Genomic DNA, 24,294 nt, shown 5'->3' on the forward strand with positions numbered 1-24,294 from the left:
TCACGCGGTTCAGAATTCGAAAGCGGGCAGGCGGTCGAGCGCGTCGGTGAGGGCGATGCCCCAGTCGCGGGAGACGGTCTGGAAATACGGGTCGTCCAGTTCGATCCGGCCGGTCCTGCCCTTTTTCAGGCTGTCGGTTTCGTAGACGTGGTAATCGATTGGCGCGCCGACGGTGAGATTGGCCTTCAGGGTCGAATCGAAGCTGACCAGCAGCAGGCGGAGGGCCTTTTCGAAGCTCATGTCGGGCCGGTAGGCGCGGACGAGGATCGGGCGGCCGTACTTGATTTCGCCGATCTGGAAATAGGGCGTATCCTCGCCGGTCTCGATGAAGTTGCCTTCGGGGTAGATCAGGAACATGCGCGGGGGGCCGCCCTTGATCTGGCCGCCGAGCAGCATGGTGGCATGAAAGGCGCTGTCGGCCTTCTGGCCGGTATTGGCATGGGCCTCGATCACCTCGCGCAGGACATCGGCGACCAGCCGGGCGGCCTGGAACATCGAGGGGGCCGCCATGATCGAGGGGTCGCGCTCGTCGGGGGCCTTGGTGCGTTCCTCGAGCAGGCTGATGACCGACTGGGTGGTGGCGAGGTTTCCGGCGCTGAGCAGGGTGAGCACGCGCTCGCCCGGGGCCTCGAATATCTTCATCTTGCGGAAGGTCGAGATGTTGTCGAGCCCGGCATTGGTGCGGGTGTCGGACATGAAGACGAGGCCGTGATCCAGCATCATACCCACGCAATATGTCATCTGTCGGCCCTTACTGCTGCGCCACCTCGATCTCGACCGACAGGCGTTCGCCCGATCCGCCGATCCGGGTTCCAGTTACAGGCGCGGCGTCGGCATAGTCCAGCCCGGTTGCGACGCGGACGTAGCGTGTATCCGGCGAAATGCCGTTGGAAATGTCGAATCCGACCCAGCCGAGGCCGTCGACATGGGCCTCGGCCCAGGCATGCATGGCCTCCTGCCGGATCGAATCGTTGAGCATGAGGTAGCCCGAGACGTAGCGCGCCGGGTAGCCCAGGCGGCGGGCGCCGGCGAGGAAGATGTGGGTGTGATCCTGACAGACGCCCTTGCCAGCGGTGATCGCGTCCTCGGCCGACCAGTTGGGCTCGGACGCCTCGAGCTGGTAGCTGACCTGATCGCGGATGACGGCGGAGAGGGCGTGGAGCTGGTCGAGATCGCCCTCGGCGTCGACCTGTCGGACGAGACCCGCCACGCCTTGCCCCGGCTTGGTCTGGCCCGTGGCGCGCAGGTAGAGCCAGAGCGGCGCCGGGCCGGGATGGGGACCGAGGATGCCGTGGCTGTCGGTGATGTCGAGCGTGCCGGAGGAGGTAATGGACAGCTCCTGCGTGCCCGGCTCGATGCTGAGCAGTTCGACCACGTTGTTGTGGTGATCCTGGAACGAGAGTTCCTTGCGCCCGCCGGTCACCTCGGTCGCCCAGCCCAGCACGTTTTGCTGGTGGCTGGTCTTGGGGGTCTTGCGCAGTTGTTGCAGGCCGAAGCTGACGGGCTCGGGGAACTGGTAGCGGGTGGTGTGGCTGATGGAGAGGCGCATGGGCTTACTTGTAGAACCTGTAGTCTAACTCGATCTGGCCGCCGAGATCTGAGAGCAGGCCGAGGATTTGTTGCAGGTATTCGTGGAGGCCGTAGTCGAAGATGGCGTCGATGTCGTGGCTGAGGAACTTGCGCTCGATATGGTCGGCCTTGGCGAAGGCGGGCGGGCGCGCGCCGTAGTTGGTGCAGAGATAGCCGAGATTGTCGCGCAGTTTGCAGATGCAGAAGGCGAGCGAGCGGGGCATGCGTTTGTCGAGGATGAGGAAATGGGCGATGTCGCGTGGTTCGTAATGACTGCCGTATTCCATGCGGAAACCGCCGCGGGCCGAGACCGAGCGCAGGATCGTCTCCCACTGCACGTTGTCGATGGAGGAGCCCACCGACATGACCGAGGGCAGCAGGACGTAGTATTTCACGTCGAGGATGCGCGCGGTGTTGTCGGCGCGTTCGAGGAAGGTGCCGATGCGGGCGAAATCGTAGATGTCGTTGCGGAGCATGGTGCCGTGGGTGGCGCCGCGCACCAGCGCGCTGCGCTGGCGCAGGTCGCCCAGCACGCCGGGCAGGTCGCGTTCGGAAACCTTGCGCGCCAGCAGGTCGCGGGCGGTCATGTAGGCGCTGTTGGTGGCTTCCCACACCTCGTGCGTGAGAGCGGTGCGGACCATGCGGGCGTTGAGGCGGGCGGCCTCGATGCAGGATCGGACGGAGGAGCCGTTCTCCTTGGAGCGCAGCATCCAGTCGATGGCGGCGTCCTTGGTGACCGTGTCATGATGGGCGTGGTACGCGCCATCGACACCGGCGGTCTGCATGATGGAACGCCATTCGTCGTCGGTGCTGCCCGAGCGGGTCAGCGCAATGCGCTGGCCGGTTTCGATCAGGCGGGCGGTGTTCTCGGCCCGCTCGAGGTAGCGGTACATCCAGAAGAGGCCGTTGGCGGTTTTTCCCAGCATCGTCAGTCCTCCAGCACCCAGGTGTCCTTGGTGCCGCCGCCCTGCGACGAGTTGACGACCAGCGAGCCTTTTTCGAGCGCCACGCGGGTCAGGCCGCCGGGGGTGATATGCACCCGCTCGGGGCTGCAGAGCACGAAGGGGCGCAGGTCGACATGGCGGGGCGTGAGGCCCGAGCGGCCGAGGATCGGCACGGTCGAGAGCGAGAGCGTGGGCTGGGCGATATAGTTGCCGGGGCGGGCCCTGAGCTTCTTGCGGAACTCGGCCAGTTCCTTTTTCGAGGAGGTGGGGCCGATCAGCATGCCGTAGCCGCCGGAGCCGTGTACCTCCTTGACCACGAGATCGGCGAGGTTGTCGAGCACGTAGGCGAGCGAGTCTTCCTCGGAGCAGCGCCATGTGGGCACGTTTTCAAGCAGGGGCCGTTCGCCGGTGTAGAATTCCACGATATCGGGCATGTAGCTGTAGATCGCCTTGTCGTCGGCGATGCCGGTGCCCGGCGCGTTGGCGATGGTGATGCCGCCCGCGCGGTAGACATCCATGATGCCGGGCACGCCCAGGGCGCTGTCGGGGTTGAAGTTGAGCGGATCGAGGAAATCGTCGTCGACCCGGCGGTAGAGCACGTCGATGGGCTTGTACCCTTCCGTGGTGCGCATGGCGACGCGGCCGTCGGTGACGCGCAGGTCGTGGCCTTCGACCAGTTCGACGCCCATCTGGTCGGCCAGGAAGGCGTGTTCGAAATAGGCGGAGTTGTAGATGCCAGGCGTCAGGATCGCCACGGTCGGCTTTCGCCCGGTCACGGCCGGGGCGCAGGCGGCGAGGGACCGGCGCAGGTCGGAGGGGTAGTTCTGCACAGGCTGGACGCGGTTGCGCGAGAAGAGCTCGGGGAACATCCGCAGCATGGTTTCGCGGTTTTCCAGCATGTAGCTGACGCCCGAGGGGGTGCGGGCGTTGTCCTCGAGCACATAGAATTGGTCGTCGCCGGTGCGCACGAGGTCGATGCCGACGATATGGGTGTAGATGCCGCCGGGGGGTGTCACGCCGATCATGTGCGGCAGGAAGGCGGCGTTGCGGCTGATCATCTCTTCCGGGATGCGGCCGGCGCGGACGATCTCCTGCTTGTGGTAGATGTCGTGCAGGAAGGCGTTGATCGCGCGGACCCGCTGTTCGATGCCGCGGCCGAGCTTCTGCCATTCGCGGCCCGAGATGATGCGGGGCACGATGTCGAAAGGGATCAGCCGTTCCTCGGCCTCGGCCCGGCCGTAGACGTTGAAGGTGATGCCGGTGAGGCGGAAGAGTTCCTCGGCTTCGCGCTGCTTGGCGCGCAGGCGCTTGGGCTCTTCGCCGTCGTACCAGGTCTTGAAATCGGCATAGGGCGGGCGGAGCGTCTCGGACGTGCCCCACATCTCGTCGAAAATGTCCTGCGTGTTCATGGGACGATTAAGACACGGATTTCCGTTTCCGCAAAGTGTCTTGCTGGGGGTGGGGCCCTTGGGGCGTGCGAAAAGGTTAAAATTCAGTCGGTTGGGCGAGGCGATATCGGTGGGCGGTGCGGCATGTGGCAGTGGTGGACCGTGGCTGCCAGCAAAGCCGCAAGATCGGTGCCGGCGCAGCAATTCTCGTGTCGCAGGCTTCCAGAGCGCTCGCTAGGTTTCACGGGCCCGAACGGTTCTTGCAGCCAAGTGGCGAGGGAGCAACGCGGAATGGACCAGACATGACCCCAGTCCATCGACCATTTCCGCCATGCTATAAACGGGGCATTCGGCTGGCCTATGCGCGCGCGGCGGCAGTGACGCTGACCGAGCCCCTTCCGCAGCGTGCGCCGGAGGCGATCGGCCCCGACTTCGGGGAGGCCGTCCGCGCGGAGGGGGTTTCCCGACATCCGACGGCAGGAGGACAGAAAGGACCTGAGCAACGCCGAGATCCTGTCCCTCCTCAATTCATCGGCATGGCGGATGTGGATCGGGGGATAGAGGCGCGGCGGCATGGATCGCCCTCTCTCGGGTCGCTTCTCGAGACCACCAACGGAGAATGGAGATGAAGGTTTTCATCGTCGGAATGGCGGGCGGCGTCGGTCGCCGGGTGGCACGCATGCTGGCCGAGCGGAGGGAAGAGGCGACCGGCCTCGTCCGGCGACAGGAGCAGGTCGACGCGTTGGCCGGGCAGGGTGTGTCCGCCCGTCTGGGCGACATGCTCGCGATGTCGGTCGAGGAACTGGCCGAGGCGATGCGCGGGGCCGATGTCTTCGTGTTCACCGCGGGGGCCGGCGGCGGCGGCCTGGAGGCCACGACCGCGATCGACGGCGACGGCCCGGGCAAGCTGGCGCAGGCGGCGGCGCTGGCGGGCATCCGGCGGTTCCTGCTGGTGTCCGTCTTCCCCGAAGCCTGGCGCGAGCGACACATGAACGAGGATTTCGAACATTACATCCAGGAGAAGAAGCGGGCCGAAATCGCGCTTGTGGCCACGGATCTCGACTGGGTCATCCTGCGCCCCTCGGCCCTGAGCGACGATCCCGGCACGGGACGGGTCGATCTGGGACTAGCCAAGGTCCATCGGGAAATCACCCGGGATGACGTGGCCGCGACCGTCGTCGAACTGCTGCATGCGCCCGAGATCAGCCGGACCATTCTGGAAGTCACAGGCGGCGCGGTGCCCATCGAGGAGGCGGTTTCGGCGATGAAGCCTCGCGTGTCCTGAGGGCCCGGCCGAAAGGTGATCCATCGCGCCAGTCAAGTGTCAGCCAACCTTGAAACGGGTTGGTCAGGACGATTACGACTGGGCCAGCGCCCGAACAAGACCTATGGGGTGTCAAATGGAGCACACTGACACGGCGAAACTGCTATCGTCAGGCGTGTCGGAACCCTGAGGGAGGGGCAGTAAGGCCATGAAACTGACGGTCAACGGGGTGGAGCACGAGGCGGATGTCGAGCCGGAGATGCCGCTTCTGTGGGTGCTCAGGGATGAGTTGCGGATCAGGGGCCCGAAATACGGTTGCGGGATCGCCCAGTGCGGGGCCTGCACGGTGCATATGGACGGGATCGCCGTGCGGTCCTGCCAGATTGCCGCCGGGGATGCCGAGGGCGCCGAGGTTGTGACGATCGAGGGGCTGGGCACGCCCGAGAGCCTGCACGCGGTGCAGGCGGCGTGGATCGAGCACCAGGTGGCGCAGTGCGGGTATTGCCAGTCGGGGCAGATCATGCAGGCGGCATACCTGCTGGAGATGACTCCGGAGCCCTCGGATGAAGAGATCGACAAGGTGATGGGCGGGAACCTGTGCCGCTGCGGGACCTATCCGCGTATCCGGGCCGCGATCAAGGCGGCCGCTGCGGCGATGAAGGGGGCTTGAGATGAGCCGGGTGAAGACGCTCACGCGCCGCGCCTTCCTCGTGGGCTCCGCCGCCGTGGCGGGCGGGGTGGCGTTCGGCGTTTATACCGTGCGCAAGCCGCATGCGAACCCTCTGGCCGAGGGGCTGGGCGAGGGGGAGGCGGCGCTGACGCCCTATGTGCGGATCGACGGGGACGGCGTGACGTTGATCACCCCTCGGGCCGATATGGGGCAGGGGGCCTATCACGTGCAGGCGGCTTTGCTGGCCGAGGAGCTGGACGTGGCGCTCGAGGATATCCGGGTCGCTCCCGGCCCGCCGAGCGGGGCCTACTGGAACACCGCGATGGCAGAGGAGGCGGCGGAGTTCATGGTGCCCTCGCAGGGGATCATGCAGGCCGGGGCGGCGAATGTCGTGGGCGCGGCGATGAAGGTGATGGGGCTGCAGATCACCGGCGGGTCGACCACGGTGCCGGACGGGTTCGACAAGCTGCGCGCGGCCGGCGCCTCGGCGCGGGAGACGCTGAAGGCGGCGGCCGCGGCGAAGGCGGGCGTTCCGGTGGGCGAGGTGACGACCGAGGCGGGGCAGGTGGTGCTGCCAGACGGGGCGAGGGTGTCCTATTCGGATCTGGCGGCGGATGTGGCGGGCATGGAGGTGGTGCAGGACGTGCCGCTGCGCGATCCGTCCGAGTGGCGCTATATCGGCAAGCCGATGCGGCGGATCGACGTGGTGGCGAAATCCACCGGCACGCAGGCCTACGGCATCGATGCCGAGGTCGACGGGATGGTGCATGCCGCCATCCGGCTGAACCCGGCGCAGGGCGGGCCGGTCAACGGCTTCGACGCGAGCGAGGCGGAGGCCATGCGCGGGGTGAAGGCGGTGGTGCCGGTAACGGGCGGCGTGGCGGTGGTGGCGGACAACACCTGGCGCGCCTTCCGGGCGGCCGAGGCGGTGAAGGTGGAGTGGGGCGAGGCGGCCTTTCCGGCCTCGATGGACGAGCATTGGGCGGCGCTGGGCCGGGCCTTTGCCGACGAGACGCAGGACAGCCGGAACCGCGACGACGGCGATGTCGAGGGGGCGCTGGGCGGTGGCGAGGTGATCGAGGCGGAGTATCGCGCGCCCTACCTGGCCCATGCGCCGCTGGAGCCGATCAATGCCATCGTCCGGGTGGATGACGATGGCGCCGAGGTCTGGACCGGTACGCAGATCCCGCGCTTCGTGCAGCAGAACGTGGCACGGGTGGCCGCGTTGGAACCGGACAGGGTCGTGGTTCACGTGCTGATGATGGGCGGGAGTTTCGGGCACCGGCTGGAGGACGATGTGGTCAAGCAGGCGACCGAGATCGCGATGACGATGAAGGGCACGCCCGTGAAGCTGACCTATTCGCGGGAGGAGGACATGATGCACGACTTCCCCCGCCAGATCGCCATGGGCCGGTTGCGGGGCAGGGTGGCGGAGGGCCGGGTCGAGACGCTGGACCTGTCGATCGCCATGCCGTCGGTCATGGGCTCGCAGATGGGCCGGCAGGGGCAGCCGGTGCCGGGGCCGGACAGCCAGATCGTGGCAGGCGCCTGGAACGCGCCGTTTGCCATTCCGAACCACCGGGTGACCGGCTATCGTGCGCCGGAGCTGGCGCCGGTGTCGTCGTGGCGGTCGGTGGGGGCCTCGACGAACGGGTTTTTCTACAATGCGGCGCTGGATGAGCTGATCCATGCGGCGGGGGCCGATCCGATGGAGGAGCGGTTGCGGTTGTGCGACGATCCGCTGTCGCGGCAGGTGCTGGAGGCGGTGGCGGAGATGTCCTCGTGGGACGGACCGTTGGGCGACGGTCGCGGGCGCGGTGTGGCCTTCGTGCAGAGCTTCGGGGTGCGCTGTGCCGAGGTGGTCGAGGTCAGCCGGGGCGAGCGGGGGCTCCGCATCGACAAGGTCTGGGTGGCGGCCGAGGTGGGCCGGGTGGTCGACCCGGTCAATTTCGAGAACCACGTGCAGGGCGCGGTGATCTGGGGGCTGGGGCACGCGATGAATTGCGAAACGACCTATGCCGGTGGCCGGGTCGAACAGGACAATTACCATGCTTTCGAGGGCATGCGGATATGGCAGGCGCCCGAGATCATGGTGCGGGGACTGGAGAATGGCGCGCGGGTGACCGGGGTGGGCGAGCCGCCCGTGCCGCCCGCCGCGCCGGCACTGGCGGGGGCGATCTTTGCCGCGACGGGGCAGCGGTTGCGAGAAATGCCGTTCAGCAAGTTCGTGGAGTTCGCATGAGGGGCGGTGTGAGAGGTGCCGTGTTGGTACTCGCTCTGGCCCTGCCGGTTCAGGCGACGGGCGAGGAGCTGGTGATCGAACCGCCAGCGGAAGGGTCGGTCAGCCGGGCGGACGGGCTGGCGGCGTGGGCGCGGATCTACGAGGTCACCTCGCACCCGCGTTGTGCCAATTGCCACGTGGGGCCCGACAACCTGCCGATGTGGTCGGGGCCGAGCTATGGCAAGACGCGGCCGCATGGCATGAATATCGACGCGGGCGAAAGCCGGGTCGGCGCGGAATTCGTGCCGTGCCAGGCGTGTCATGCGTTCAGCGAAACGGGCGGCAACAGGGGCGCGCACGAGGCGCCGCAGGTGGCGGATGCTTGGCACCTGGCGCCGGTCGAGATGGAATGGTTCGGCAAGAGCTCGGTCGAGATCTGTCACCAGTTGCGCGACCCGGAGCGCAATGGCGGCCAGGATTACATAGAGCTGGCCGAACACCTGGGGCACGGGCCGCTGGTCGCCTGGGGCTGGGCGCCAGGCGGCGGGCGGGAGCCGGCGCCCTACAGCCTGCAGGCGCATATCGACGACATGCTGGCCTGGGGCGCGGCGGGGTTTCCCTGCGAGGATGACGGGGGAGAGGGAGATGAGTAGCGGGTTCTTGCGGATGGCCGCGGCGCTGATGCTGCTGATCGGCGGGCTGCACGCCATCGCGGCGGTGTTCGCCGGCGTGGCGGCGGCGGGCCTGGGCGGGGTGCTTCCGACGGTGGCGGCGATGATCGTGGCGGTCGGCCTCATGCGCGGCTGGCGCTGGCTTGCGTGGCTGGCGATGCTGGGCGCGATCGTGGCGATCGGTTGGGTGCTGGGCCGGGTCGGGGCCGGCCCGGTTCCGGACCTGATCCATTACCTTCTGCTGGCGGCCTATGCGGTCTTCGTGGCGCTTACCTTTGCCGCGCTCTGGCAGGGGCGGGAGGCGCCCCCGGCCGGCCGGTCAGAACCCGTCGAAATCGGAAAGTGACGGCAGCGCAGGGCCGCCGGTGCCGGTGGCCATTGCGGGCGGAGAGGCGGGACGCGGGGCCGGCTTGGCCGCTGGCCGGGCGGCAGGTGCCGGCTCCGGGCCCTGCGATGGGGGTTTCGGCGCCGGCAACCTGTCGGTGCGGCGGGGCTGGCCAGGTGCCTTGCGGGGCGGCTCCCCGGCAGGCCGCGCCGCCGGCGCGCCGGACAGGCCTTCCGTGTCCCGGGTCAGCCGTGCGGCGGCGGCGGTGACCTGATCGGCGATGCCTGCCGTGGCCTGTGTGGCGGCGCCGAGCTGACCGATATGGTCGTTGATCTCGCGAATGCCCGCCGCCTGATCGCGCGCGGCGCGGGCGGTCTCGGAAATCACGGTTTCGAAGCTGATGGTATTCTCGAGGATCGCCTCGAGCCGTTCGCCCGAGGTGGTGACCAGCCGGCTGCCGGTGCTGACATGCGTGGCGCTATCGGTGATGAGGGCCTTGATCTCCTTCGCGGATTCCGAGGCGCGCTGGGCGAGGGACCGAACCTCGGAGGCGACGACGGCAAAGCCCTTGCCGGCCTCGCCCGCGCGGGCGGCCTCGACCCCGGCGTTGAGCGCGAGCAGGTTGGTCTGGAACGCGATCCCGTCGATCACGCCGATGATGTGGCGGACGTTGTCGCTGCTTTCCTCGATCCGGTGCATCGCTTCCATCGCCTCGCGCACGGTGGCGGCGCCGCTCTCGGCTTGGGTGCGGCTGTCATGGGTGACGGTTTCGGCATGGTCGAGCCGTTCACTGGCACCGCGGATGTTCTCGGTCAGTTGCGTGAGGGCGGATGTGGATTCGCCCAGGATGGAGGCTTGCGAGCCGGCATGGGTTTCGAGATCGGCGGCGGCGCGGTGGATTTCCGCCGCACCCTCGCGCAGGGCACCGACCGTGGCCAGCAGCGGCCCGTACCGGTTCTCGAGCGCGGCGCAGGCCGTGTTGACGCCTTTGCAGAGGGTCTCGACCTCGGGCGGCAGGGCGGTTCGGGGGGGAACGGCGACCCGGGCGGAGACATCGCCCGTGGCGAGCCGTTCGAGCGCCTGCGTGATCTCGCGGCAGGCGTCAGCCGTGTCGCGGGCCTGGTCCCCGGCGGGGACGGGCATGGCCGGGGCTTCTGATGGGGCAGCGCGTGCAGACCGGGCCCTGAGCAGGCTTTCCTGCAGCGCCAGGAGGCTGCGGGCAAGATCGCCGGTGGTGCCTTGGAGGTCGGCATGGGGGATGACGGTGCCCGTCTCGCCCTGACCGAGCCGCCTGGCGGCCGCCGCGATATCCTCCAGCTCGGGGCGGGGCCGATTGGTGAGACGGGTGAGGACAGCAAGGGCCAGCGCGGCCACGGCCCCGGCAGGGGCGAGGATTGCGAGAAGCGGCGCGGAGCGCGCCTCCGGACTGGTCAGGAAGAGGGTCAGGAGCGCGACGCTCAGGAGAGCGCAAGCCAGGAGGGCAGCGGTCGCGGTGCGGGGGCTGGTGGCGGAGCGGGGCATTGCGTCATCCTTCACGCTGGGCGGTTTGGGAGGTTGGCGCCGGATAGGCCAAGATTTCGTTTCAGGGCAGGGGCGAGAGGTTGCCCTTGTCAGAACAGTTCGACACTGCAGGCGGGCGGGGCCGGGCGGCGGACCGGCTGTTCGGCTTGCGGGATATTCGCGCGTGCTGGATCGACCCGTTCGACCCGGGCGGCGCCGGTTGCGGGGCGGAAGCGCAGGCGCCGGCCGAACGTGCCGCCGGTGTCGTCGCCGCGGAGGATGAAGCCTTCCTGCCGGACGAAATCGCGCGCGAAGAAGGCGTTGCTGTCGCCGATCCGGCTGAGCCCCTGAACCACGTTGGCGCCGCCGAAAAGCTGAACCTCGAGCCGGTTGCGATGGGCGCCCGCGCGCAGCATGGCGTTGATGAGCTGTTCCATGGAATGGGCGCCGTACCGGATGTTGTTCCCGGCCGAGGGGTCGTTGCCGGGCAGAAGGAAATGGTTCATGCCGCCGACCTTCCGGAACGGATCGAAGAGGCAGGCCGCCACGCAGGAGCCCAGGACGGTGGTCATCTCGGTATCGGCGGCGTCCGAGACGCGAAACTGACCCTGGATGATGTGGATGACGTTCAAGGGTAGGTCAGCCATGTCGGCTCCTTTCGGTGGTTTGCGCGGCGGCGGAGAGGAGGGCGGAGCCGACGCGCGATATCGGAAGCTGCTGGGCCACGGCGCCGATGTCGAAGGCGGCGCGGGGCATGCCGTAGACGGTGCTGCTGGCCTCGTCCTGGCCGATGGTCCAGCTTCCGGCGCGGCGCATGGCGGCGAGGCCCTCGGCCCCGTCGCGGCCCATGCCCGTCAGCAGAACGCCCACCGCCGCGGACCCGAGGGCGGCGGCCGAGTGGAACAGCACGTCGACCGAAGGGCGGTGGCCCGAGACCGGGGCGCCGGGCGACAGCCGGCACCGCCGCCCGGGCGAGATGAGCGAGAGGTGCCGGTCGTTGCCGGGGGCCAGCAGCACCAGCCCCGGCGCCAACACGTCCGTCAGGCCGGCCGGGCGCACCGTGGCGGCGCAGTGCCGGTCGAGGCGCTGGGCAAGGCCGGGCAGGAAATTGGCGCTTATGTGCTGAACGATCAGCGTGGGCGGGCCGGTTTCCGGATAATCCGACAGCACGCGGATCAGGGCCTCGACCCCGCCGGTCGAGGCGCCGATGACCACGGTCTTCCACCCGTCGGCCGGCCCGCTCTCCGGTTCGGGGAGGCGGGCCCGGGGCCGCAATCCGCAGCGGGCGGCGAGGAACGGGCCCATGCCGCCCGCCCGGTCGATCTCGGGGTCGTTGGTGACGGCATAGGGCCCCGGCGCCGCGCGCGGCCCGGCGGCGATGACGATACAGTCAACCTCGAGCGCCGCCAGCATGGCCGCATACATGGGAAAGTTGCCGAGCCGCGTGACCTCTTCCGACAGCAGCACCAGGTCGGGATGTTCGTGTTCCGTCAGGTTGTACGCCTGTGTCAGGTCACGGGCGCATCCGATCAGGGAAATCTCGGGCGTTTCGGCGATCGACAGCAGGTAGCGATTCGACCGGTGCCGGCGCGGATCGAGCAGAAGCACGGAGAGGCAGGACGATCTTCTGGACGGCAAGGAACACCTCTGGCGCGGCGCCCGGCCTGTCCGGGCATGGGGCGATGTTTACAGCCAGAGGGTTAAGAGCCGGAAAACAGGTGTCGCGCATTTTAGAGGTTTGCCCCTCGGATGCCGGGGCCGGTGTTAACTGATTGTTCTTTGTTGATGCCTAACGTCCGGACCTGACCGGGGCCCGAAGCTGGCCGCCCGGCCCGGCCGTCGAAGGCAGAACGATCTGAAACGAGGTAGGACATGGAAGCTCGGAACATCGTCGAGGACATAGCGGAAGAGCGGTTTGCCGGATTCGGGCTCGATCCCGCCAACAGGGCGACGCTGAAGCGGCTGCGGCCGACGATCGAAACCGCCTTGGGGCCGGCCCTCGACGGGCTGTATGTCAGCATCCGGGCGAATCCGAACCTGAGCGGGTTTTTCGAGGACGACACGCGGATGGCCGGCGCGAAGGAGGCGCAGCGGCGGCACTGGCTGGCGATGTGCAACGGCCGGTTCGACGACGACTACCAGGACCGCGCCCGCCGGATCGGCAAGGCGCATGCCCGGATCGGCCTGCGCCCGCTCGATTACATCGGTGGGTATTCGCATGTCATCGATCACCTGATCGCCGCCGTGGTGGCCGGGCACATGGGCCGGCCGCGGCGGCTGTTCCGGTCGGGCGTGCCCGATGCCGACGAGCTGACGCTGGATATCTGCACGCTGGTCAAGGCCACGCTGATCGACGTCGGCGCCTCGATTTCCGTCTACACCGACAGCGTCGAGGGGATGAAGGACGAGGCGCAGACCTGCCTGGAGTTCTCGCTCGACAAGCTGGCGGACGCGCTGGGGGCGCTGGCGGATGGCGACCTGACCGTGTCGGTCGATACCGGGGAATTCAACGGCAACGAGCGGCTGGCCAATGCGCTGAACCTGGCGGTGACCAACCTGAGCGACCTGATCTCGGAGACGCGCCGGAGCGCCGAGACCATCAAGTCGAGCTCGCGCGAGGTGGCGCAGGCGGCCGACGACCTGGCCAAGCGGACGGAGCAGCAGGCCGCCAATCTCGAGCAGACCACCGCCGCGGTTAACACGCTCAACGTTTCGGTGCGCGAGACGGCGTCCTCGGCCAAGACGACGAACCAGACCGTCGATCATGCGCTGCGGGATGCAGAATCCGGCGGCCAGGTGGTCGAGGACACCCAGAAGGCGATGGCGCAGATCGAGTCCTCGGCGCACGAGATGAGCCAGATCATCGGCGTGATCGACGAGATCGCGTTCCAGACGAACCTGCTGGCCCTGAACGCCGGGGTCGAAGCGGCCCGCGCGGGCGAGGCCGGGAAGGGCTTTGCCGTGGTGGCCTCGGAGGTGCGGACGCTCGCACAGCGCTCGGCGGAGGCGGCGAAATCCATCAAGTCGCTTATCGGGGCCAGCTCCGACCATGTCTCGGCCGGGGTCGAGCTGGTGCAGAACACCTCGGACGTCCTGAAACGCACCATCGCGGCTTTCGGCGAGGTCAGCGACCAGGTGACCGCGATCACCGAAGCCACGCAGACCCAGGCGTCGAATATCGAAGAGATCAACGCCGCCGTCTCCTATCTCGACCAAATGACCCAACAGAACGCCGCCATGGTCGAGCAGACATCGGCCGCCGGTGCGTCGCTGGCGAACGAGGCCGACACCATGGCCGGTCAGGTCGCGGAGTTCAGGCTGAACGGATGAGGCACCGGGCCATCGCCCGACCGCCGCAAAGACGAAGCGAGACACGGATGTTCATGTTCCGATCGAGAAGGACCACGAGAATGGACGAAAAGCTATTGTTGCCCGCGCGACTCGACAGTGCCGCCGTTCGCGCCGTCGCGGACGATATCCAGGCAAGGCGCGGACACCCCCTGACGATCGACGCGGGACAGGTGGAATTCGCCGGGGCGCTGGGGCTGCAGGTTCTGGTCGCCGCGCGCCGGCAGTGGCAGGAGGCCGGAAACGCGTTCGAGGTGACGGGCGCGGGCGCGGCCCTGCGCGACATGTGCTGGATGCTTGGCGTGCCCCTTGGCGAAATCGGCGCGACCGCCGGAGAGGGGGCGCCGGCATGACGGTTCAGGTTCTCGCGATCGACGATTCCCGCACCATGCGCAACCTGCTCAACGCGACGCTCAGCTCGGCCGGGTTCGATGTCGATCTCGCGGAGGATGGCGAGGACGGGCTGCGCCGGTTCGACCAGACCGATCCGGATGTCGTCATCACCGACATCAACATGCCGCGGCTCGACGGGTTCGGCTTCATCGAGGCGGCGCGCGGCCGCAATCGCAACCGGGTCGTGCCCATTCTCGTGCTGACCACGGAAAGCGCCGCAGAGCTCAAGAGCCGCGCCCGGGCCGCGGGCGCCTCGGGCTGGATCGTCAAGCCGTTCGACGAGGAGAAGCTGCTCTGGGCCATCGCCCGGGTCGCCGGGCCGGAGGTGCAGCGATGAGCTCCGGCGGGACAGAGGATTTCCGCAGCTCGTTCTTCGAGGAATGCGAAGAGCTGCTCGAGTCGATGCATGACGGGTTCGACCTGCTGGCCGACGGGGCGCAGGACAGCGAGACGATGAACGCCATCTTCCGCGCCGTGCATTCCATCAAGGGCGGGGCGGGGGCGTTCGGGTTCACCGATCTCGTGACCTTCGCGCACCAGTTCGAGACCGCGCTCGACCACGTGCGCTCGGGCAAGTGCGACGCGGACGAGGAGCTTCTGGACCTGTTCCGGCATTGCGGCGATCATCTCTCCGACCTCGTGGCTGCCGCCCGCAGCGACGGCGAGGTGCCGCCGCGCGGCGAGGAGTTGCTGGAGCGGCTGGGCGAGGCGACCGGCACCGGCGGTGCCAGCGCCGAGGAGGAGCCGCCGGATTTCGAGCCGGTGACGCTAAATATCGGCCTCGGGGCGTCGGAAGAGCGGGTGTACACGATCCGCTTCGCCGCCGAGCCGGGCCTGTTCGCCTGCGGAAACGAGCCGCTGGTCCTGTTCCGCGCGCTGGCCGGGCTGGGCATGCTCGAGGTCGGGGCCGACCTGTCGGCCGTGCCGCCGCTCGACGGGCTCGACCCGATGGACTGCCGGCTGGACTGGACGGCGACCCTGGCCACGTCGGCCCAGGAAAGCGAGATAATGGAGGTGTTCGAATTCGTCGATGGCCTGTGCCGGCTGGACATCGAGGCACCCGGCGTTCCGGATTTGCCCGAGGTGCCGCCGGCTGGCGGTTTGCCGTCGCTGTCCGAGTTGATCGGCACTGACGGGGGCAGCGACACCGCGGCCACCGGCGCCGAAGCGCCCGGGCCGGAACAGGCGGCTGTGCGGCCCGACGCGAACGCGCCGCGGCCCGGCGGGACCATCCGCGTGGATCTCGACAAGATCGACAAGCTCATCAACCTGGTCGGCGAACTGGTGATCAAGGAGGCGATGCTGTCGCAGTCGATCGCCGACCTGCCCGGGCATACGGAAAGCGACCTGTCGGCGGCGCTGGAAAGCCTCAAGCAGCTGGCGGGAGAAATCCAGGAGGGGGTGATGGCCGTCCGGGCCCAGCCGGTCAAGCCGATGTTCCAGCGTATGGCCCGGATCGTGCGCGAGGCCGGAACCGCCACGGGCAAGCGGGTGAAGCTTGTCACCAACGGCGAGTTCACCGAGGTTGACAAGACCGTCATCGAACGGCTGGTCGATCCGCTGACCCACATGATCCGCAACGCCATCGACCACGGGCTCGAACCGGGGGACCGGCGCGAGGCCGCCGGCAAGCCGCGCGAGGGCACGGTGACGATTTCCGCGGCGCACCGGTCGGGCCGGGTGATGATCGACGTTGCCGACGACGGCGGCGGGATCAATCGCGAAAAGGTCAGGTCGCTCGCCATCGAGCGCGGTCTGATTTCGGCCGCCGATACGCTGTCGGCCTCCGAGATCGACAACCTGCTGTTCCTGCCGGGGTTTTCCTCGAAGGACGAGGTGTCGGAGTTGTCGGGCCGCGGGGTCGGGCTCGACGTGGTGCGCAGCGAGATCCAGACACTGGGCGGCCGGGTGGCGATCCATTCGGAACCGGGCGAGGGCACTGTGTTTTCGATCAGCCTGCCGCTGACGCTGGCGGTGCTCGAGGGAATGGTCATCCGGGTCGCGAACCAGACCATGGTGGTGCCGATCTCTGCCATTCACGAAACCCTGCAGCCGCGCTCCGCCGCGATCCACGCGATCGGCGCCGGCGGCTGGGTGCTCAAGAACCGCAGCGGCCTCGTGCCGGTCATCGATCTCGGCCATTTCTTCGGGTTCCGCAGCCCGGTGACCGATATCGATTCCCATGTCCTGTTGCTGATCGAATCCGACGCCAGCCAGTATTTCGCGCTGATCGTCGACGACATCCAGGAACAGCGGCAAGTCGTGATCAAGAGCCTGGAGACTAACTACCAGCAGGTTCAGGGCGTTGCCGCGGCCACGATCCTTGGCGACGGCCGCATCGCGCTCATCATCGACCCCGACAACATCACGCGCGGCAGCGTCGGGTTGGGCGGGGCGCATTCCTCTATCCAGATGGCGGTATGACCATGAAACAAACGGCACCAGAACAGTCGAAAACCTACCAGGAAGTGGTGGCCTTTCGCGTGGCGGACCAGGATTTCTGCTTCGATCTCACCTCCGTGCGCGAGATACGCGGGTGGACGGAAACGACGATCCTGCCCCGCGCCCAGAGCTATGTGAAGGGCGTGATCAACCTGCGCGGATCGGTCGTTCCGGTTGTGGACCTATCGGAGCGGCTGGGTCTCGGCCCGACCGAGCCGCATCCGCGCAACGTGATCATCATCACCGTGCTCGGCAACCAGACCGTCGGGCTGCTGGCGGACGTGGTCTCAGACATCCTGACCGTGTCGCCGAGCGACCTGCAGCCCATTCCGGATATCGTCGACGACATGGTGCGACGGTTCATTTCCGGCGTGCTGGTGATCGAGGACCGGATGATCCGGAAGATGGACCTGGCCGAGGTTCTGCCCTCGGGCCAGATCGAGGCGGCATGACGTGAGCGGCATCCTGAGCCCTGCGGCCGGGGCCGCGATCAACGAGGTCGACGACCGCTCGTTCCGGCGCCTGGCCGACCGGGTCTATGCCGATTGCGGCATCGTCCTGAGCGATGGCAAGCGGAACCTGGTGACCTCGCGGCTGGCGCGGCGGTTGCGCGACCTGGGGTTGGAGGATTTCGATGCCTATTGCCGGTTCATCGAGGCGCCAGACGGGGCCGAGGAACGGCGGCAGATGATCTCGCTTCTGACCACGAACGTGACCAAGTTCTTTCGTGAGGCCCACCATTTTACCAGTCTCGAACAGCAGGTTCTGCCGCCCTTGGCCGAGCGGGCGCGCGCCGGTGGGCGGGTGCGGATCTGGTCGGCGGGGTGTTCCTCGGGGCAGGAGCCCTACAGCATCGCGGCGACGCTCAGGAAAGTCATGCCGGACGCGGCGAAACATGACGTGCGCATCCTTGGCACCGATATCGATCCGGAGATGATCCGGCTTGGCCGGGCGGCGGTCTATCCGGATGCCGCGGAGGCGCCGATCCCGCCGGAGATGCGCCGGCTGATGTTCGGCCCCGCGCAGCCATCGGACAAGGTCTGGCGGATCGTGCCGGACCTCAAGGCACTGGTCACCCTGACCGAGTTGAACCTGATGCAGGACTGGCCCATGCGCGGGCGCTTCGACGTGATCTTCTGCCGCAACGTGGTGATCTATTTCGACGCGCCGACGCAGGCCCGTCTGTGGACCCGGTTTGCCGAGGTGCTGGCGCCCGGCGGGTTCCTTTTCGTCGGGCATTCGGAACGGGTGTCAGGCCCGGCGGCCAGCCAGTTCGGCCCCGCCGGCGTCACGCAGTACCGCCGTTTGTGACCCCGGTCCGCGGCCATTCGAGCAAAACAGGAGAAGATGGTGAGTCTGAAGGAAAGATTGAGCGTGATGGTGGTGGATGACATGTCGGTCAGCCGCGGCCTGATCATCCAGGCGCTCGAGGATATCGGCATCAAGACGATCGATTTCTGCAACGACGGCGAAGCGGCGTTCCGCAAGCTGGCGGTGAAGCCCGTGCACCTGGTGATCTCGGATTACAATATGCCGGGGGCGAACGGGCTGCAGCTTCTGGCCGGGCTGAGGCAGTACCAGGCGACGCAGAAGATCGGGTTCATCCTGATCACTGGCACGGCCTCGCAGGAGATCGTCGACAAGGGGAACCAGCTTGGGATGAACAACTACCTCAAGAAGCCCTTCTCCTCGGCCGATCTCAAGGCCTGTATCGAGCGCGTCGTGGGGCCGCTATGACGGTGGGCGAAGAGGACCGGATCCCGCTGGCCGCGGTTCTGTCGAACACGGCGCAATTGCTCGAGGTGCTGTCGGCCAAGGCGGCCGAGATCGACGAGGCGGTGGGCGACTGGCTGGTCAGCGGTGACGGGACGCGGCCGCCGCTGGCGCTGTTGCAGGATGTCGACCTGATGCGGCAATCGGTGGATTGCCTGCGGATCCTCACGGCGAACCTCGCGCGACAGGGGCTTGAAGATTGCATCATTTCCGTGCCCGAGGCGGTGGACGGCATCTATCTTGAATCCATCCGCAGCGGGTGCCGCCGGGCCTGACTTCCCGCAGCAGCCGGTTGCCAGCACGATTTGCGCCGCCGCCCTGAAGAGGGCGGCGGCGCTTTCGTTGTTGCTGTGGAGTGGTCCGATGGCACCGCCTGGCCCGTGGCAGGCGCGGGCCAGGGGGCGGCGGAGCGGTCAGGCGACGCGCGCGGTCTGGCCGTGCCGGTCGGTGCGGAAGCTTTGCACCGCCGCGTTGAGGTCGCGCGCATCCTGGTCGAGCTGGTGGGTGGCGGCGGTCGATTGTTCGACCATGGCGGCATTCTGCTGGGTGACCCCGTCGAGCTGACCGACACCGGTGTTGATCTCGGTCAGGCCGACCGACTGCTCCTGCGTGCGCTCGGCGATCCGGCCGATATGCTCGGAAATCTCCGAGACCTGCCGCACGATGGCCTGCAGCGCGTCGCCGGCCTTGCGGACGAGAGACACACCTTCCTCGACATGGGTGGCGGAGCCGTCGATCAGGGACTTGATCTCGAGCACGGCCTCGGACGAGCGGTGCGCGAGCGCGCGCACCTCGGTGGCCACCACGGCGAAGCCCTTGCCGGCCTCGCCGGCGCGGGCGGCCTCGACCCCGGCGTTGAGGGCCAGGAGGTTGGTCTGGAAGGCAATATCCTCGATCACGCCGATGATCTGGTGGATCTGGGCCGAGCTTTCCTCGATCGTGCTGACCGCGTCGACCGCGCGGTTCACCACGTTGCCGGTGTCGTTGGCATCGCGTCGCGCGGTTTCGGCGATATCGGCCACTTCGCGGCTTTCGCTGGCGGTTGTGGCGATGCTGCGGGTGAGTTCGTCGAGCGCCGCGGCCGTTTCCTCGAGCGTGGCGGCCTGACCCTCGGTGCGCTGCGACAGGTCGTCGGAGGAGCGGGCGATCTCGGTCGAGCGCTGGCTGATGAAGCCGGCATTGTCGCGCACCTTCTCGACCGCGGTCGACAGGAGCGTGGTGGCACGGTTGAAGTTCTTGCGCAGCGCGTCGTAATCGGGCGCGAAGGGAATGTCGATCCGGCGGGTCAGGTCGCCCTCCGCCAGCCCGTCGAGACCCACGGTCAGCGCGTCGACGACCATGCGCTGCTCCTTTTCCTTCTGGGCGATGACGGCCGCGGTGTCGCGCGCCTTGGCGTCGGCCTCGCGCGCGGCGCGTTCGGTTTCCTGCGCGCGGACGAGCTTCTCGCGCTGGCCGTCGAGCGCCCGGGCGATGCGCCCGATCTCGTCGCCCTTGCCGAGATGCGGAACCGGGGTTTCCAGTTCGCCCTCGGCGACGCGGGTCATGGCTGCCGTCACGTCTTCGAGCGGGCGCGAGAGCCAGTGCCGCAGGAGATAGGCCGAGACGACGAGCAGGATGACGAGAACGCCGAACGCCCAGAGCCAGGCCTCGCGGCTGGCGTCGTGGACGATCTGCATCTGCCCCTCGGACGACCAGAGGCTGCTGACCGCGCCGACGATCGTGGCCTCCTCGCCCATCATGACCGGAACGGCGACGGCAAGGCCGTCATCGCTGAGCTGCGCCTCGCCGGTTTGCATGGCGGCCAGGGCCAGCGGCCGCAGGTCCGCGGCCGGATCGAACCCGACGACCCCTGCGCGGGCAGCCTCCTTGGCGCCTGGACGGTAGGCGGCAAGCCCGATGATATCGCCGTGCTCCTTCTCGAGAAGCGTGGCCATTTCGGCGTTGATGCGGTCGAACTTGCCGAAGCGAATGGCGCCCGCCGACCGGTCGGCGAGCGCCGATGTGGTGGAGGAGGCGCGCATCGTGAGCTGGTCGCCGACCAGGTCCTTCAGCATGGACGAATAGTGAAACGCCGGTATCGTCGCGACGCAGACCGCCGTGAAGAAGACCATGGTGATGGCTTTTAAGAACACGTTGACTTGCATCCGGACCTCCAGTTCCTCGACGCTGTCCCGGGGGACTTACATCAGGGCTTCGGCGTTGATGCCGACGGTGAGCGCGCCGAGTGCGGCGCCGGTTTCCGGGTCTGTCAGGGTCACGGAAATCTGGCCCTGGTAGGTCTGCGTCGATTCATCGAATTCGACATCGCCCAGGTGGGTGGCGCCGGCGCCTCGAGTATAGGTTTCGGTGAACTTCGCCTCGTCCCCCTGCCACATGTCGGAGGTCACGGCGGTGGCCGCGACGTTGAGCCCGTTGGCATCCATGGTGAACGCCTCGGTGATGACGCCGCCGGATGCCTCGACCCGGGCGCGGAGGAAGTCGGCGGCGGGGTTGTTCAGCACGGGATCGATCGCCGGGGCGTCGGCCGCGCCAACCTGCGACCGCCATTCGCCGTCCATCGCGTCGATCTCGGCCTGGGTCAGGCCGGAGCGGGCGGCGTTCTGTTCCCTGACCGCGGCGATCAGCGCCGGGTCGTTGGCCCATGTGGCGATCTGGCTGTCGTAATAGTCCGACAGGGCCTGCGAGAATTCGTCCGCCGCGGCGGGCGGGGTGGCAAGAGACAGGCCCGCCATGGCGGCGAGGGCGAGGACGTGTTTGTGCATGGAATGCCTCCGTTCAAGAGTGGACGTTGAACAGGGCTAGAGAAAATTAGCTTACATGCGGTTAAAACCGGCCGGGCCGGTCGAACGGGTCAAGCACCGGGCGTGTGGTATTTGACTAGAATTGTGCGCAACACCGGTTCAGGTGACCCGGTTCGTGCGGCGGTATTCCGGCCTGTCCCAAGCCCGCGTGTCGAGGATTTCGGCGAGGATGGCCACTGCGGCGGAGACGTCGGCGCTGTCGATATAGAGCGGCGTGAAGCCGAAGCGCATGACGTCCGGCGCGCGGAAATCGCCGATGACGCCGCGGGCGATGAGGGCCTGCATGGCGGCATAGCCGTGTTCGAAGGCGAAGGAGACCTGGCTGCCGCGGGCCTGCGGGTCGCGTGGGCTGACGAGGCGGAGGGCGGGGCAGGCCGCTTCCACCTCGGCGATGAACTGTTCGCAGAGGGCGACGGAGGCGGCACGGATGTCGGCCATGTCGATGCCGTCCCAGACTTCGAGCGCGGCTTCGAGGGCGGTCATTTGCAGGACGGGGGGCGTGCCGACGCGCATTCGCTCGATGCCGGGGGCGGGGCGGTAGCCCTGTTCGAAGGCGAAGGGCGCATCATGGCCCAGCCAGCCGGAGAGGGCGGGCTGCGCCGTGGCGGCGAGGTCGGGGCGGATGTAGATGAAGGCCGGGGCGCCGGGGCCGCCGTTGAGGTACTTGTAGGTGCAGCCGACGGCGAAATCGCAGTTGGAGCCAGCCAGATCAACCTCGAGCGCGCCGGCGCTGTGGGCGAGGTCCCAGATCATCACGGCGCCGGCGGCGTGGGCTTTCGCGGTGATGGCGTGCATGTCGTGGCGGCGGCCGGTGCGGTAGTCGACCTCGGTCAGCATCACGGCGGCGACGCTGTCGTCGATGGCGTCTGCCACTTCCTCGGGGGCGACGGTGCGCAGCTCGTAGCCTGCGTCCTTCAGCGCGATCAGCCCGTCGGCCATGTAGAGATCGGTGGGGAAGTTGCCGGTGTCGGACAGGATCACCCGGCGGTCGGGGCGCATGGCCAGCGCGGCGGAGAGGGCCTGGAAGACCTTGATGGACAGCGTGTCGCCCATCACGACGGAGCCCTCGGGCGCGCCGATCAGCCGGGCCACGGCATTACCCACGCGCAGCGGTTGTTCCATCCAGCCGCAGGCATTCCACGCGCGGATCAGCTCCTGCCCCCATTCGCGGGTGACGGCCTCGGCCACGCGGGGGGACACGTGTTTGGGGAGCGGCCCGAGCGAGTTGCCGTCGAGGTAGATCACGCCGTCGGGCAGGTCGAACAGGTCTTTCCGGGGCAGGGTGGGCATCACAATCCTCCGCGCATGTGCCAGAGTTCGGGGAAGAGCTCGACCTCGAGCATGCGGCGCAGGTAGGCGACGCCGCTGGTGCCGCCGGTGCCGCGCTTGAGGCCGATGACGCGCTCGACGGTGGTCACGTGGTTGAAGCGCCAGCGGCGGAAGTAGTCTTCGAGGTCGACGAGTTTCTCGGCCAGTTGGTAGAGGGTCCAGTGCTTGTCGGGGGCGCGGTAGATGGTGGTCCATGCGGCGATGACGGCGTCGTCGGCCTCGTGCGGTTCGCGCAGGCGGAAGGTGGCGGGGTCGAACCGCTGGCCAAGGTGGTCTTCCAGCAGGTGCAGGGCGACGTGGTAGAGGGTGGGTTTGTCGAGCTCCGCCTCGAGCAGCGCCAGAAGGTCGGGGCGGTGGTCGTGGACCTTCATCATCGCGGTATTGCGGTTGCCGAGGAGGAATTCGATCAGCCGGTACTGGTGCGACTGGAAACCGGAGGAGGCACCGAGGCTTTCGCGGAAGGTGGTGTAATCGCTGGGCGTCATGGTGCGCAGCACGTCCCAGGCGCCGTTCAGTTGCTCGAAGATTCGGGCGACGCGGGTGAGGAGCTTGAAGGCCTGCTCGGGCTGGCCCTGTTGCAGCAGGTCGCGGGCGGTGCCGAGCTCGTGGAGCGCCAGCTTCATCCAGAGCTCCGAGGTCTGGTGCTGGATGATGAAGAGCATCTCGTCATGGGCGTCCGACAGCGGGTGCTGGGCCTCGAGGAGCGTGTCGATGGAGAGGTAGTCGCCATAGCTCATGTCGCCCGCGAAGGCGGTCCTGGCGCCGTCGCTGGAGGGGTCGTAGCCGCTCATCGCAGGATTTCCTTCGTGAGCGGGCTGTCGGGCTGTTCCAGTGCGCCGATGACGGTGAAATGGTTGTGGCCGGGGTCGTAGATTGCGGTGACGTCGGCGCCCTTGAGGGCCCAGACCTCCTCGATCAGGCGGGTCTGGCGGAGGAATTCGGGGCGCTCCTGCGAGCCGACCCAGGCGGAGAGGGGGACGTTCGGGAGCGGGTCGTGGGCGGCGGGGCTTTCGGCGTCGGCCTCCTCGGGGGTGAGGCGGAGAGTGTCGTTCAGCTTGATGCCGACGAGCGGGCCCAACTGGTGCAGGCCGGAGATGGAGGTGACGCGGGCGAGGCGGGTGGCCACGGCGTCGGGCAGCACGCCCTGGCACATCATGCGCGTCACGAGGTGCCCGCCGGCGGAATGGCCGGCGAGGCGGATCGGGCCGGAGACTTGGCCCGCGGCGGTGGTCACGGCGCTTGTGATGCAGGCGGTGATCTCGCTGATCCGGGCCTCGGGAGCGAGGGGGTAGGAGGGCAGGGCAACGGTCCAGCCGTTTTCGACACAGCCGCGGGCGAGGTGGGACCAGGAGGATTTGTCGAAGGCGCGCCAGTAGCCGCCATGGACGAAGACCACGAGGCCGCGGCTGTCGCCTTCGGGGGCGAGGATGTCCATCACCTCACGGGCCCCGTCGCCATAGGCCAGGTTTTCCTGCAGACGGCCGGCCCTGGCCATCTCGGCCCTGTAGGCCGCGGCCGCCTCGGCCCATTGGCCGGGCATGGCGGCGCCGCCGGGGATGTAGGCCATGTTTTCGAACGCGTCGTCCCAGTCGATCATCTCGTTCCTCCGCATCTTGTTCCGCCTTGGCGGAACACTACCCATGCGCCGATATATTT

25 protein-coding genes are annotated in these 24,294 nt (G+C 67.9%); 13 read left to right on the top strand and 12 right to left on the bottom strand.

Features of this window, described 5'->3' with window-relative positions; all coding sequences use genetic code 11:
- Window positions 1-9: 9 nt before the first annotated feature.
- From RLN94_RS14605 to RLN94_RS14620, 4 genes are read right to left on the bottom strand one after another with little or no spacing between them, the layout of a single operon-like run.
- Window positions 10-723 carry a proteasome-type protease gene (locus RLN94_RS14605; RefSeq protein ID WP_350132831.1) on the bottom strand — a complete coding sequence of 238 codons (714 nt, stop codon included), beginning with the start codon at window positions 721-723 and terminating at the stop codon, window positions 10-12.
- Between the two features lie 28 nt (window positions 724-751).
- The gene (locus RLN94_RS14610) at window positions 752-1,549 is read right to left on the bottom strand and encodes a transglutaminase family protein (RefSeq protein WP_350132771.1); all 798 of its coding nucleotides are present in this window, start codon (window positions 1,547-1,549) and stop codon (window positions 752-754) included.
- A gap of 4 nt (window positions 1,550-1,553) precedes the next feature.
- Window positions 1,554-2,495, bottom strand: coding sequence for an alpha-E domain-containing protein (locus tag RLN94_RS14615; protein WP_350132769.1), 942 nt, complete (start codon window positions 2,493-2,495; stop codon window positions 1,554-1,556).
- Between the two features lie 2 nt (window positions 2,496-2,497).
- Window positions 2,498-3,922 carry a circularly permuted type 2 ATP-grasp protein gene (locus tag RLN94_RS14620; protein ID WP_350132767.1) on the bottom strand — a complete coding sequence of 475 codons (1,425 nt, stop codon included), beginning with the start codon at window positions 3,920-3,922 and terminating at the stop codon, window positions 2,498-2,500.
- A gap of 604 nt (window positions 3,923-4,526) precedes the next feature.
- Here RLN94_RS14620 and RLN94_RS14625 point away from each other — a divergent pair.
- The 5 genes from RLN94_RS14625 to RLN94_RS14645 all read left to right on the top strand — a co-directional run bounded on the left by RLN94_RS14625 (window position 4,527) and on the right by RLN94_RS14645 (window position 9,073).
- Window positions 4,527-5,186, top strand: coding sequence for an NAD(P)H-binding protein (locus tag RLN94_RS14625; protein ID WP_350132765.1), 660 nt, complete (start codon window positions 4,527-4,529; stop codon window positions 5,184-5,186).
- 187 nt (window positions 5,187-5,373) lie between these two features.
- Window positions 5,374-5,835 carry a (2Fe-2S)-binding protein gene (locus RLN94_RS14630; RefSeq protein WP_350132763.1) on the top strand — a complete coding sequence of 154 codons (462 nt, stop codon included), beginning with the start codon at window positions 5,374-5,376 and terminating at the stop codon, window positions 5,833-5,835.
- 1 nt (window position 5,836) lies between these two features.
- A complete protein-coding gene (locus RLN94_RS14635; protein ID WP_350132761.1) occupies window positions 5,837-8,077 on the top strand; it encodes a xanthine dehydrogenase family protein molybdopterin-binding subunit in 2,241 nt (746 codons plus the stop codon).
- Between the two features lie 20 nt (window positions 8,078-8,097).
- Complete coding sequence (locus RLN94_RS14640) at window positions 8,098-8,709, top strand: hypothetical protein (protein ID WP_350132759.1); 612 nt, start codon at window positions 8,098-8,100, stop codon at window positions 8,707-8,709.
- Complete coding sequence (locus RLN94_RS14645) at window positions 8,702-9,073, top strand: hypothetical protein (RefSeq protein WP_350132757.1); 372 nt, start codon at window positions 8,702-8,704, stop codon at window positions 9,071-9,073. The genes RLN94_RS14640 and RLN94_RS14645 overlap by 8 nt, the downstream gene beginning before the upstream one ends.
- On the opposite strand, the gene RLN94_RS14650 is transcribed toward RLN94_RS14645, so the two are convergent.
- The 3 genes from RLN94_RS14650 to RLN94_RS14660 form a co-directional block, all read right to left on the bottom strand.
- On the bottom strand, window positions 9,047-10,573 hold the full coding sequence (locus tag RLN94_RS14650) for a methyl-accepting chemotaxis protein (RefSeq protein ID WP_350169169.1): 1,527 nt from the start codon (window positions 10,571-10,573) through the stop codon (window positions 9,047-9,049). The two genes, RLN94_RS14645 and RLN94_RS14650, sit on opposite strands and share 27 nt — an antisense overlap.
- Before the next feature lie 89 nt (window positions 10,574-10,662).
- Window positions 10,663-11,199, bottom strand: a complete 537-nt coding sequence (locus tag RLN94_RS14655) for a chemotaxis protein CheD (protein ID WP_350132753.1) — start codon at window positions 11,197-11,199, stop codon at window positions 10,663-10,665.
- Window positions 11,192-12,190 (bottom strand): chemotaxis protein CheB, encoded by a 999-nt coding sequence (locus RLN94_RS14660; RefSeq protein ID WP_350132751.1) that lies wholly within the window; start codon window positions 12,188-12,190, stop codon window positions 11,192-11,194. Before RLN94_RS14660 ends, RLN94_RS14655 begins: the two co-directional genes overlap by 8 nt.
- Window positions 12,191-12,424: 234 nt before the next feature.
- Between RLN94_RS14660 and RLN94_RS14665 the strand changes: the two genes are divergently transcribed.
- From RLN94_RS14665 to RLN94_RS14700, 8 genes are all read left to right on the top strand, one after another.
- On the top strand, window positions 12,425-13,882 hold the full coding sequence (locus tag RLN94_RS14665; RefSeq protein WP_350132749.1) for a methyl-accepting chemotaxis protein: 1,458 nt from the start codon (window positions 12,425-12,427) through the stop codon (window positions 13,880-13,882).
- Window positions 13,883-13,962: 80 nt separating this feature from the next.
- Window positions 13,963-14,253, top strand: coding sequence for an STAS domain-containing protein (locus RLN94_RS14670; RefSeq protein ID WP_350132747.1), 291 nt, complete (start codon window positions 13,963-13,965; stop codon window positions 14,251-14,253).
- Window positions 14,250-14,630, top strand: a complete 381-nt coding sequence (locus tag RLN94_RS14675) for a response regulator (protein WP_350132745.1) — start codon at window positions 14,250-14,252, stop codon at window positions 14,628-14,630. The genes RLN94_RS14670 and RLN94_RS14675 overlap by 4 nt, the downstream gene beginning before the upstream one ends.
- On the top strand, window positions 14,627-16,717 hold the full coding sequence (locus tag RLN94_RS14680; RefSeq protein WP_350132743.1) for a chemotaxis protein CheA: 2,091 nt from the start codon (window positions 14,627-14,629) through the stop codon (window positions 16,715-16,717). The genes RLN94_RS14675 and RLN94_RS14680 overlap by 4 nt, the downstream gene beginning before the upstream one ends.
- Window positions 16,714-17,187 carry a chemotaxis protein CheW gene (locus RLN94_RS14685; RefSeq protein ID WP_502949419.1) on the top strand — a complete coding sequence of 158 codons (474 nt, stop codon included), beginning with the start codon at window positions 16,714-16,716 and terminating at the stop codon, window positions 17,185-17,187. The genes RLN94_RS14680 and RLN94_RS14685 overlap by 4 nt, the downstream gene beginning before the upstream one ends.
- A 1-nt stretch (window position 17,188) precedes the next feature.
- Window positions 17,189-18,046 (top strand): CheR family methyltransferase, encoded by an 858-nt coding sequence (locus RLN94_RS14690; RefSeq protein ID WP_350132739.1) that lies wholly within the window; start codon window positions 17,189-17,191, stop codon window positions 18,044-18,046.
- A 39-nt stretch (window positions 18,047-18,085) separates the two neighbouring features.
- Entirely contained in the window at window positions 18,086-18,472 is a 387-nt protein-coding gene (locus RLN94_RS14695) for a response regulator (protein ID WP_300892125.1), read from the top strand.
- Window positions 18,469-18,783 carry a hypothetical protein gene (locus RLN94_RS14700; protein WP_350132737.1) on the top strand — a complete coding sequence of 105 codons (315 nt, stop codon included), beginning with the start codon at window positions 18,469-18,471 and terminating at the stop codon, window positions 18,781-18,783. Before RLN94_RS14695 ends, RLN94_RS14700 begins: the two co-directional genes overlap by 4 nt.
- A 138-nt stretch (window positions 18,784-18,921) precedes the next feature.
- Here the strand turns inward: RLN94_RS14700 and RLN94_RS14705 are convergent, their stop codons facing one another.
- From RLN94_RS14705 to RLN94_RS14725, 5 genes are all read right to left on the bottom strand, one after another.
- Window positions 18,922-20,652: a methyl-accepting chemotaxis protein gene (locus RLN94_RS14705; protein WP_350132736.1), complete on the bottom strand. Its 1,731-nt coding sequence runs from the start codon at window positions 20,650-20,652 to the stop codon at window positions 18,922-18,924.
- A 36-nt stretch (window positions 20,653-20,688) separates the two neighbouring features.
- Window positions 20,689-21,270, bottom strand: a complete 582-nt coding sequence (locus RLN94_RS14710) for a hypothetical protein (protein ID WP_350132734.1) — start codon at window positions 21,268-21,270, stop codon at window positions 20,689-20,691.
- A gap of 138 nt (window positions 21,271-21,408) precedes the next feature.
- Window positions 21,409-22,599 (bottom strand): kynureninase, encoded by a 1,191-nt coding sequence (gene kynU, locus RLN94_RS14715; RefSeq protein ID WP_350132732.1) that lies wholly within the window; start codon window positions 22,597-22,599, stop codon window positions 21,409-21,411.
- Window positions 22,599-23,429: a tryptophan 2,3-dioxygenase gene (locus RLN94_RS14720; protein WP_350132731.1), complete on the bottom strand. Its 831-nt coding sequence runs from the start codon at window positions 23,427-23,429 to the stop codon at window positions 22,599-22,601. Before RLN94_RS14720 ends, kynU begins: the two co-directional genes overlap by 1 nt.
- Window positions 23,426-24,250, bottom strand: a complete 825-nt coding sequence (locus RLN94_RS14725; RefSeq protein ID WP_350158796.1) for a hormone-sensitive lipase — start codon at window positions 24,248-24,250, stop codon at window positions 23,426-23,428. The genes RLN94_RS14720 and RLN94_RS14725 overlap by 4 nt, the downstream gene beginning before the upstream one ends.
- Window positions 24,251-24,294: the final 44 nt, after the last annotated feature.

The sequence above is a fragment of the Roseovarius sp. genome, assembly GCF_040223625.1.
GTDB lineage: Bacteria > Pseudomonadota > Alphaproteobacteria > Rhodobacterales > Rhodobacteraceae > Roseovarius.

Coding starts and splice junctions, on each gene's coding strand:
- RLN94_RS14710 (WP_350132734.1), bottom strand. CDS start 21,270: ATGCACAAACACGTCCTCGCCCTCGCCGCCATGGCGGGCCTGTCTCTT.
- RLN94_RS14605 (WP_350132831.1), bottom strand. CDS start 723: ATGATGCTGGATCACGGCCTCGTCTTCATGTCCGACACCCGCACCAAT.
- RLN94_RS14675 (WP_350132745.1), top strand. CDS start 14,250: ATGACGGTTCAGGTTCTCGCGATCGACGATTCCCGCACCATGCGCAAC.
- RLN94_RS14650 (WP_350169169.1), bottom strand. CDS start 10,573: ATGCCCCGCTCCGCCACCAGCCCCCGCACCGCGACCGCTGCCCTCCTG.
- RLN94_RS14680 (WP_350132743.1), top strand. CDS start 14,627: ATGAGCTCCGGCGGGACAGAGGATTTCCGCAGCTCGTTCTTCGAGGAA.
- RLN94_RS14705 (WP_350132736.1), bottom strand. CDS start 20,652: ATGCAAGTCAACGTGTTCTTAAAAGCCATCACCATGGTCTTCTTCACG.
- RLN94_RS14635 (WP_350132761.1), top strand. CDS start 5,837: ATGAGCCGGGTGAAGACGCTCACGCGCCGCGCCTTCCTCGTGGGCTCC.
- RLN94_RS14620 (WP_350132767.1), bottom strand. CDS start 3,922: ATGAACACGCAGGACATTTTCGACGAGATGTGGGGCACGTCCGAGACG.
- RLN94_RS14720 (WP_350132731.1), bottom strand. CDS start 23,429: ATGAGCGGCTACGACCCCTCCAGCGACGGCGCCAGGACCGCCTTCGCG.
- RLN94_RS14625 (WP_350132765.1), top strand. CDS start 4,527: ATGAAGGTTTTCATCGTCGGAATGGCGGGCGGCGTCGGTCGCCGGGTG.
- RLN94_RS14655 (WP_350132753.1), bottom strand. CDS start 11,199: ATGGCTGACCTACCCTTGAACGTCATCCACATCATCCAGGGTCAGTTT.
- RLN94_RS14685 (WP_502949419.1), top strand. CDS start 16,714: ATGACCATGAAACAAACGGCACCAGAACAGTCGAAAACCTACCAGGAA.
- RLN94_RS14725 (WP_350158796.1), bottom strand. CDS start 24,250: ATGCGGAGGAACGAGATGATCGACTGGGACGACGCGTTCGAAAACATG.
- RLN94_RS14645 (WP_350132757.1), top strand. CDS start 8,702: ATGAGTAGCGGGTTCTTGCGGATGGCCGCGGCGCTGATGCTGCTGATC.
- RLN94_RS14630 (WP_350132763.1), top strand. CDS start 5,374: ATGAAACTGACGGTCAACGGGGTGGAGCACGAGGCGGATGTCGAGCCG.
- RLN94_RS14610 (WP_350132771.1), bottom strand. CDS start 1,549: ATGCGCCTCTCCATCAGCCACACCACCCGCTACCAGTTCCCCGAGCCC.
- RLN94_RS14615 (WP_350132769.1), bottom strand. CDS start 2,495: ATGCTGGGAAAAACCGCCAACGGCCTCTTCTGGATGTACCGCTACCTC.
- RLN94_RS14700 (WP_350132737.1), top strand. CDS start 18,469: ATGACGGTGGGCGAAGAGGACCGGATCCCGCTGGCCGCGGTTCTGTCG.
- kynU (WP_350132732.1), bottom strand. CDS start 22,599: ATGCCCACCCTGCCCCGGAAAGACCTGTTCGACCTGCCCGACGGCGTG.
- RLN94_RS14665 (WP_350132749.1), top strand. CDS start 12,425: ATGGAAGCTCGGAACATCGTCGAGGACATAGCGGAAGAGCGGTTTGCC.
- RLN94_RS14670 (WP_350132747.1), top strand. CDS start 13,963: ATGGACGAAAAGCTATTGTTGCCCGCGCGACTCGACAGTGCCGCCGTT.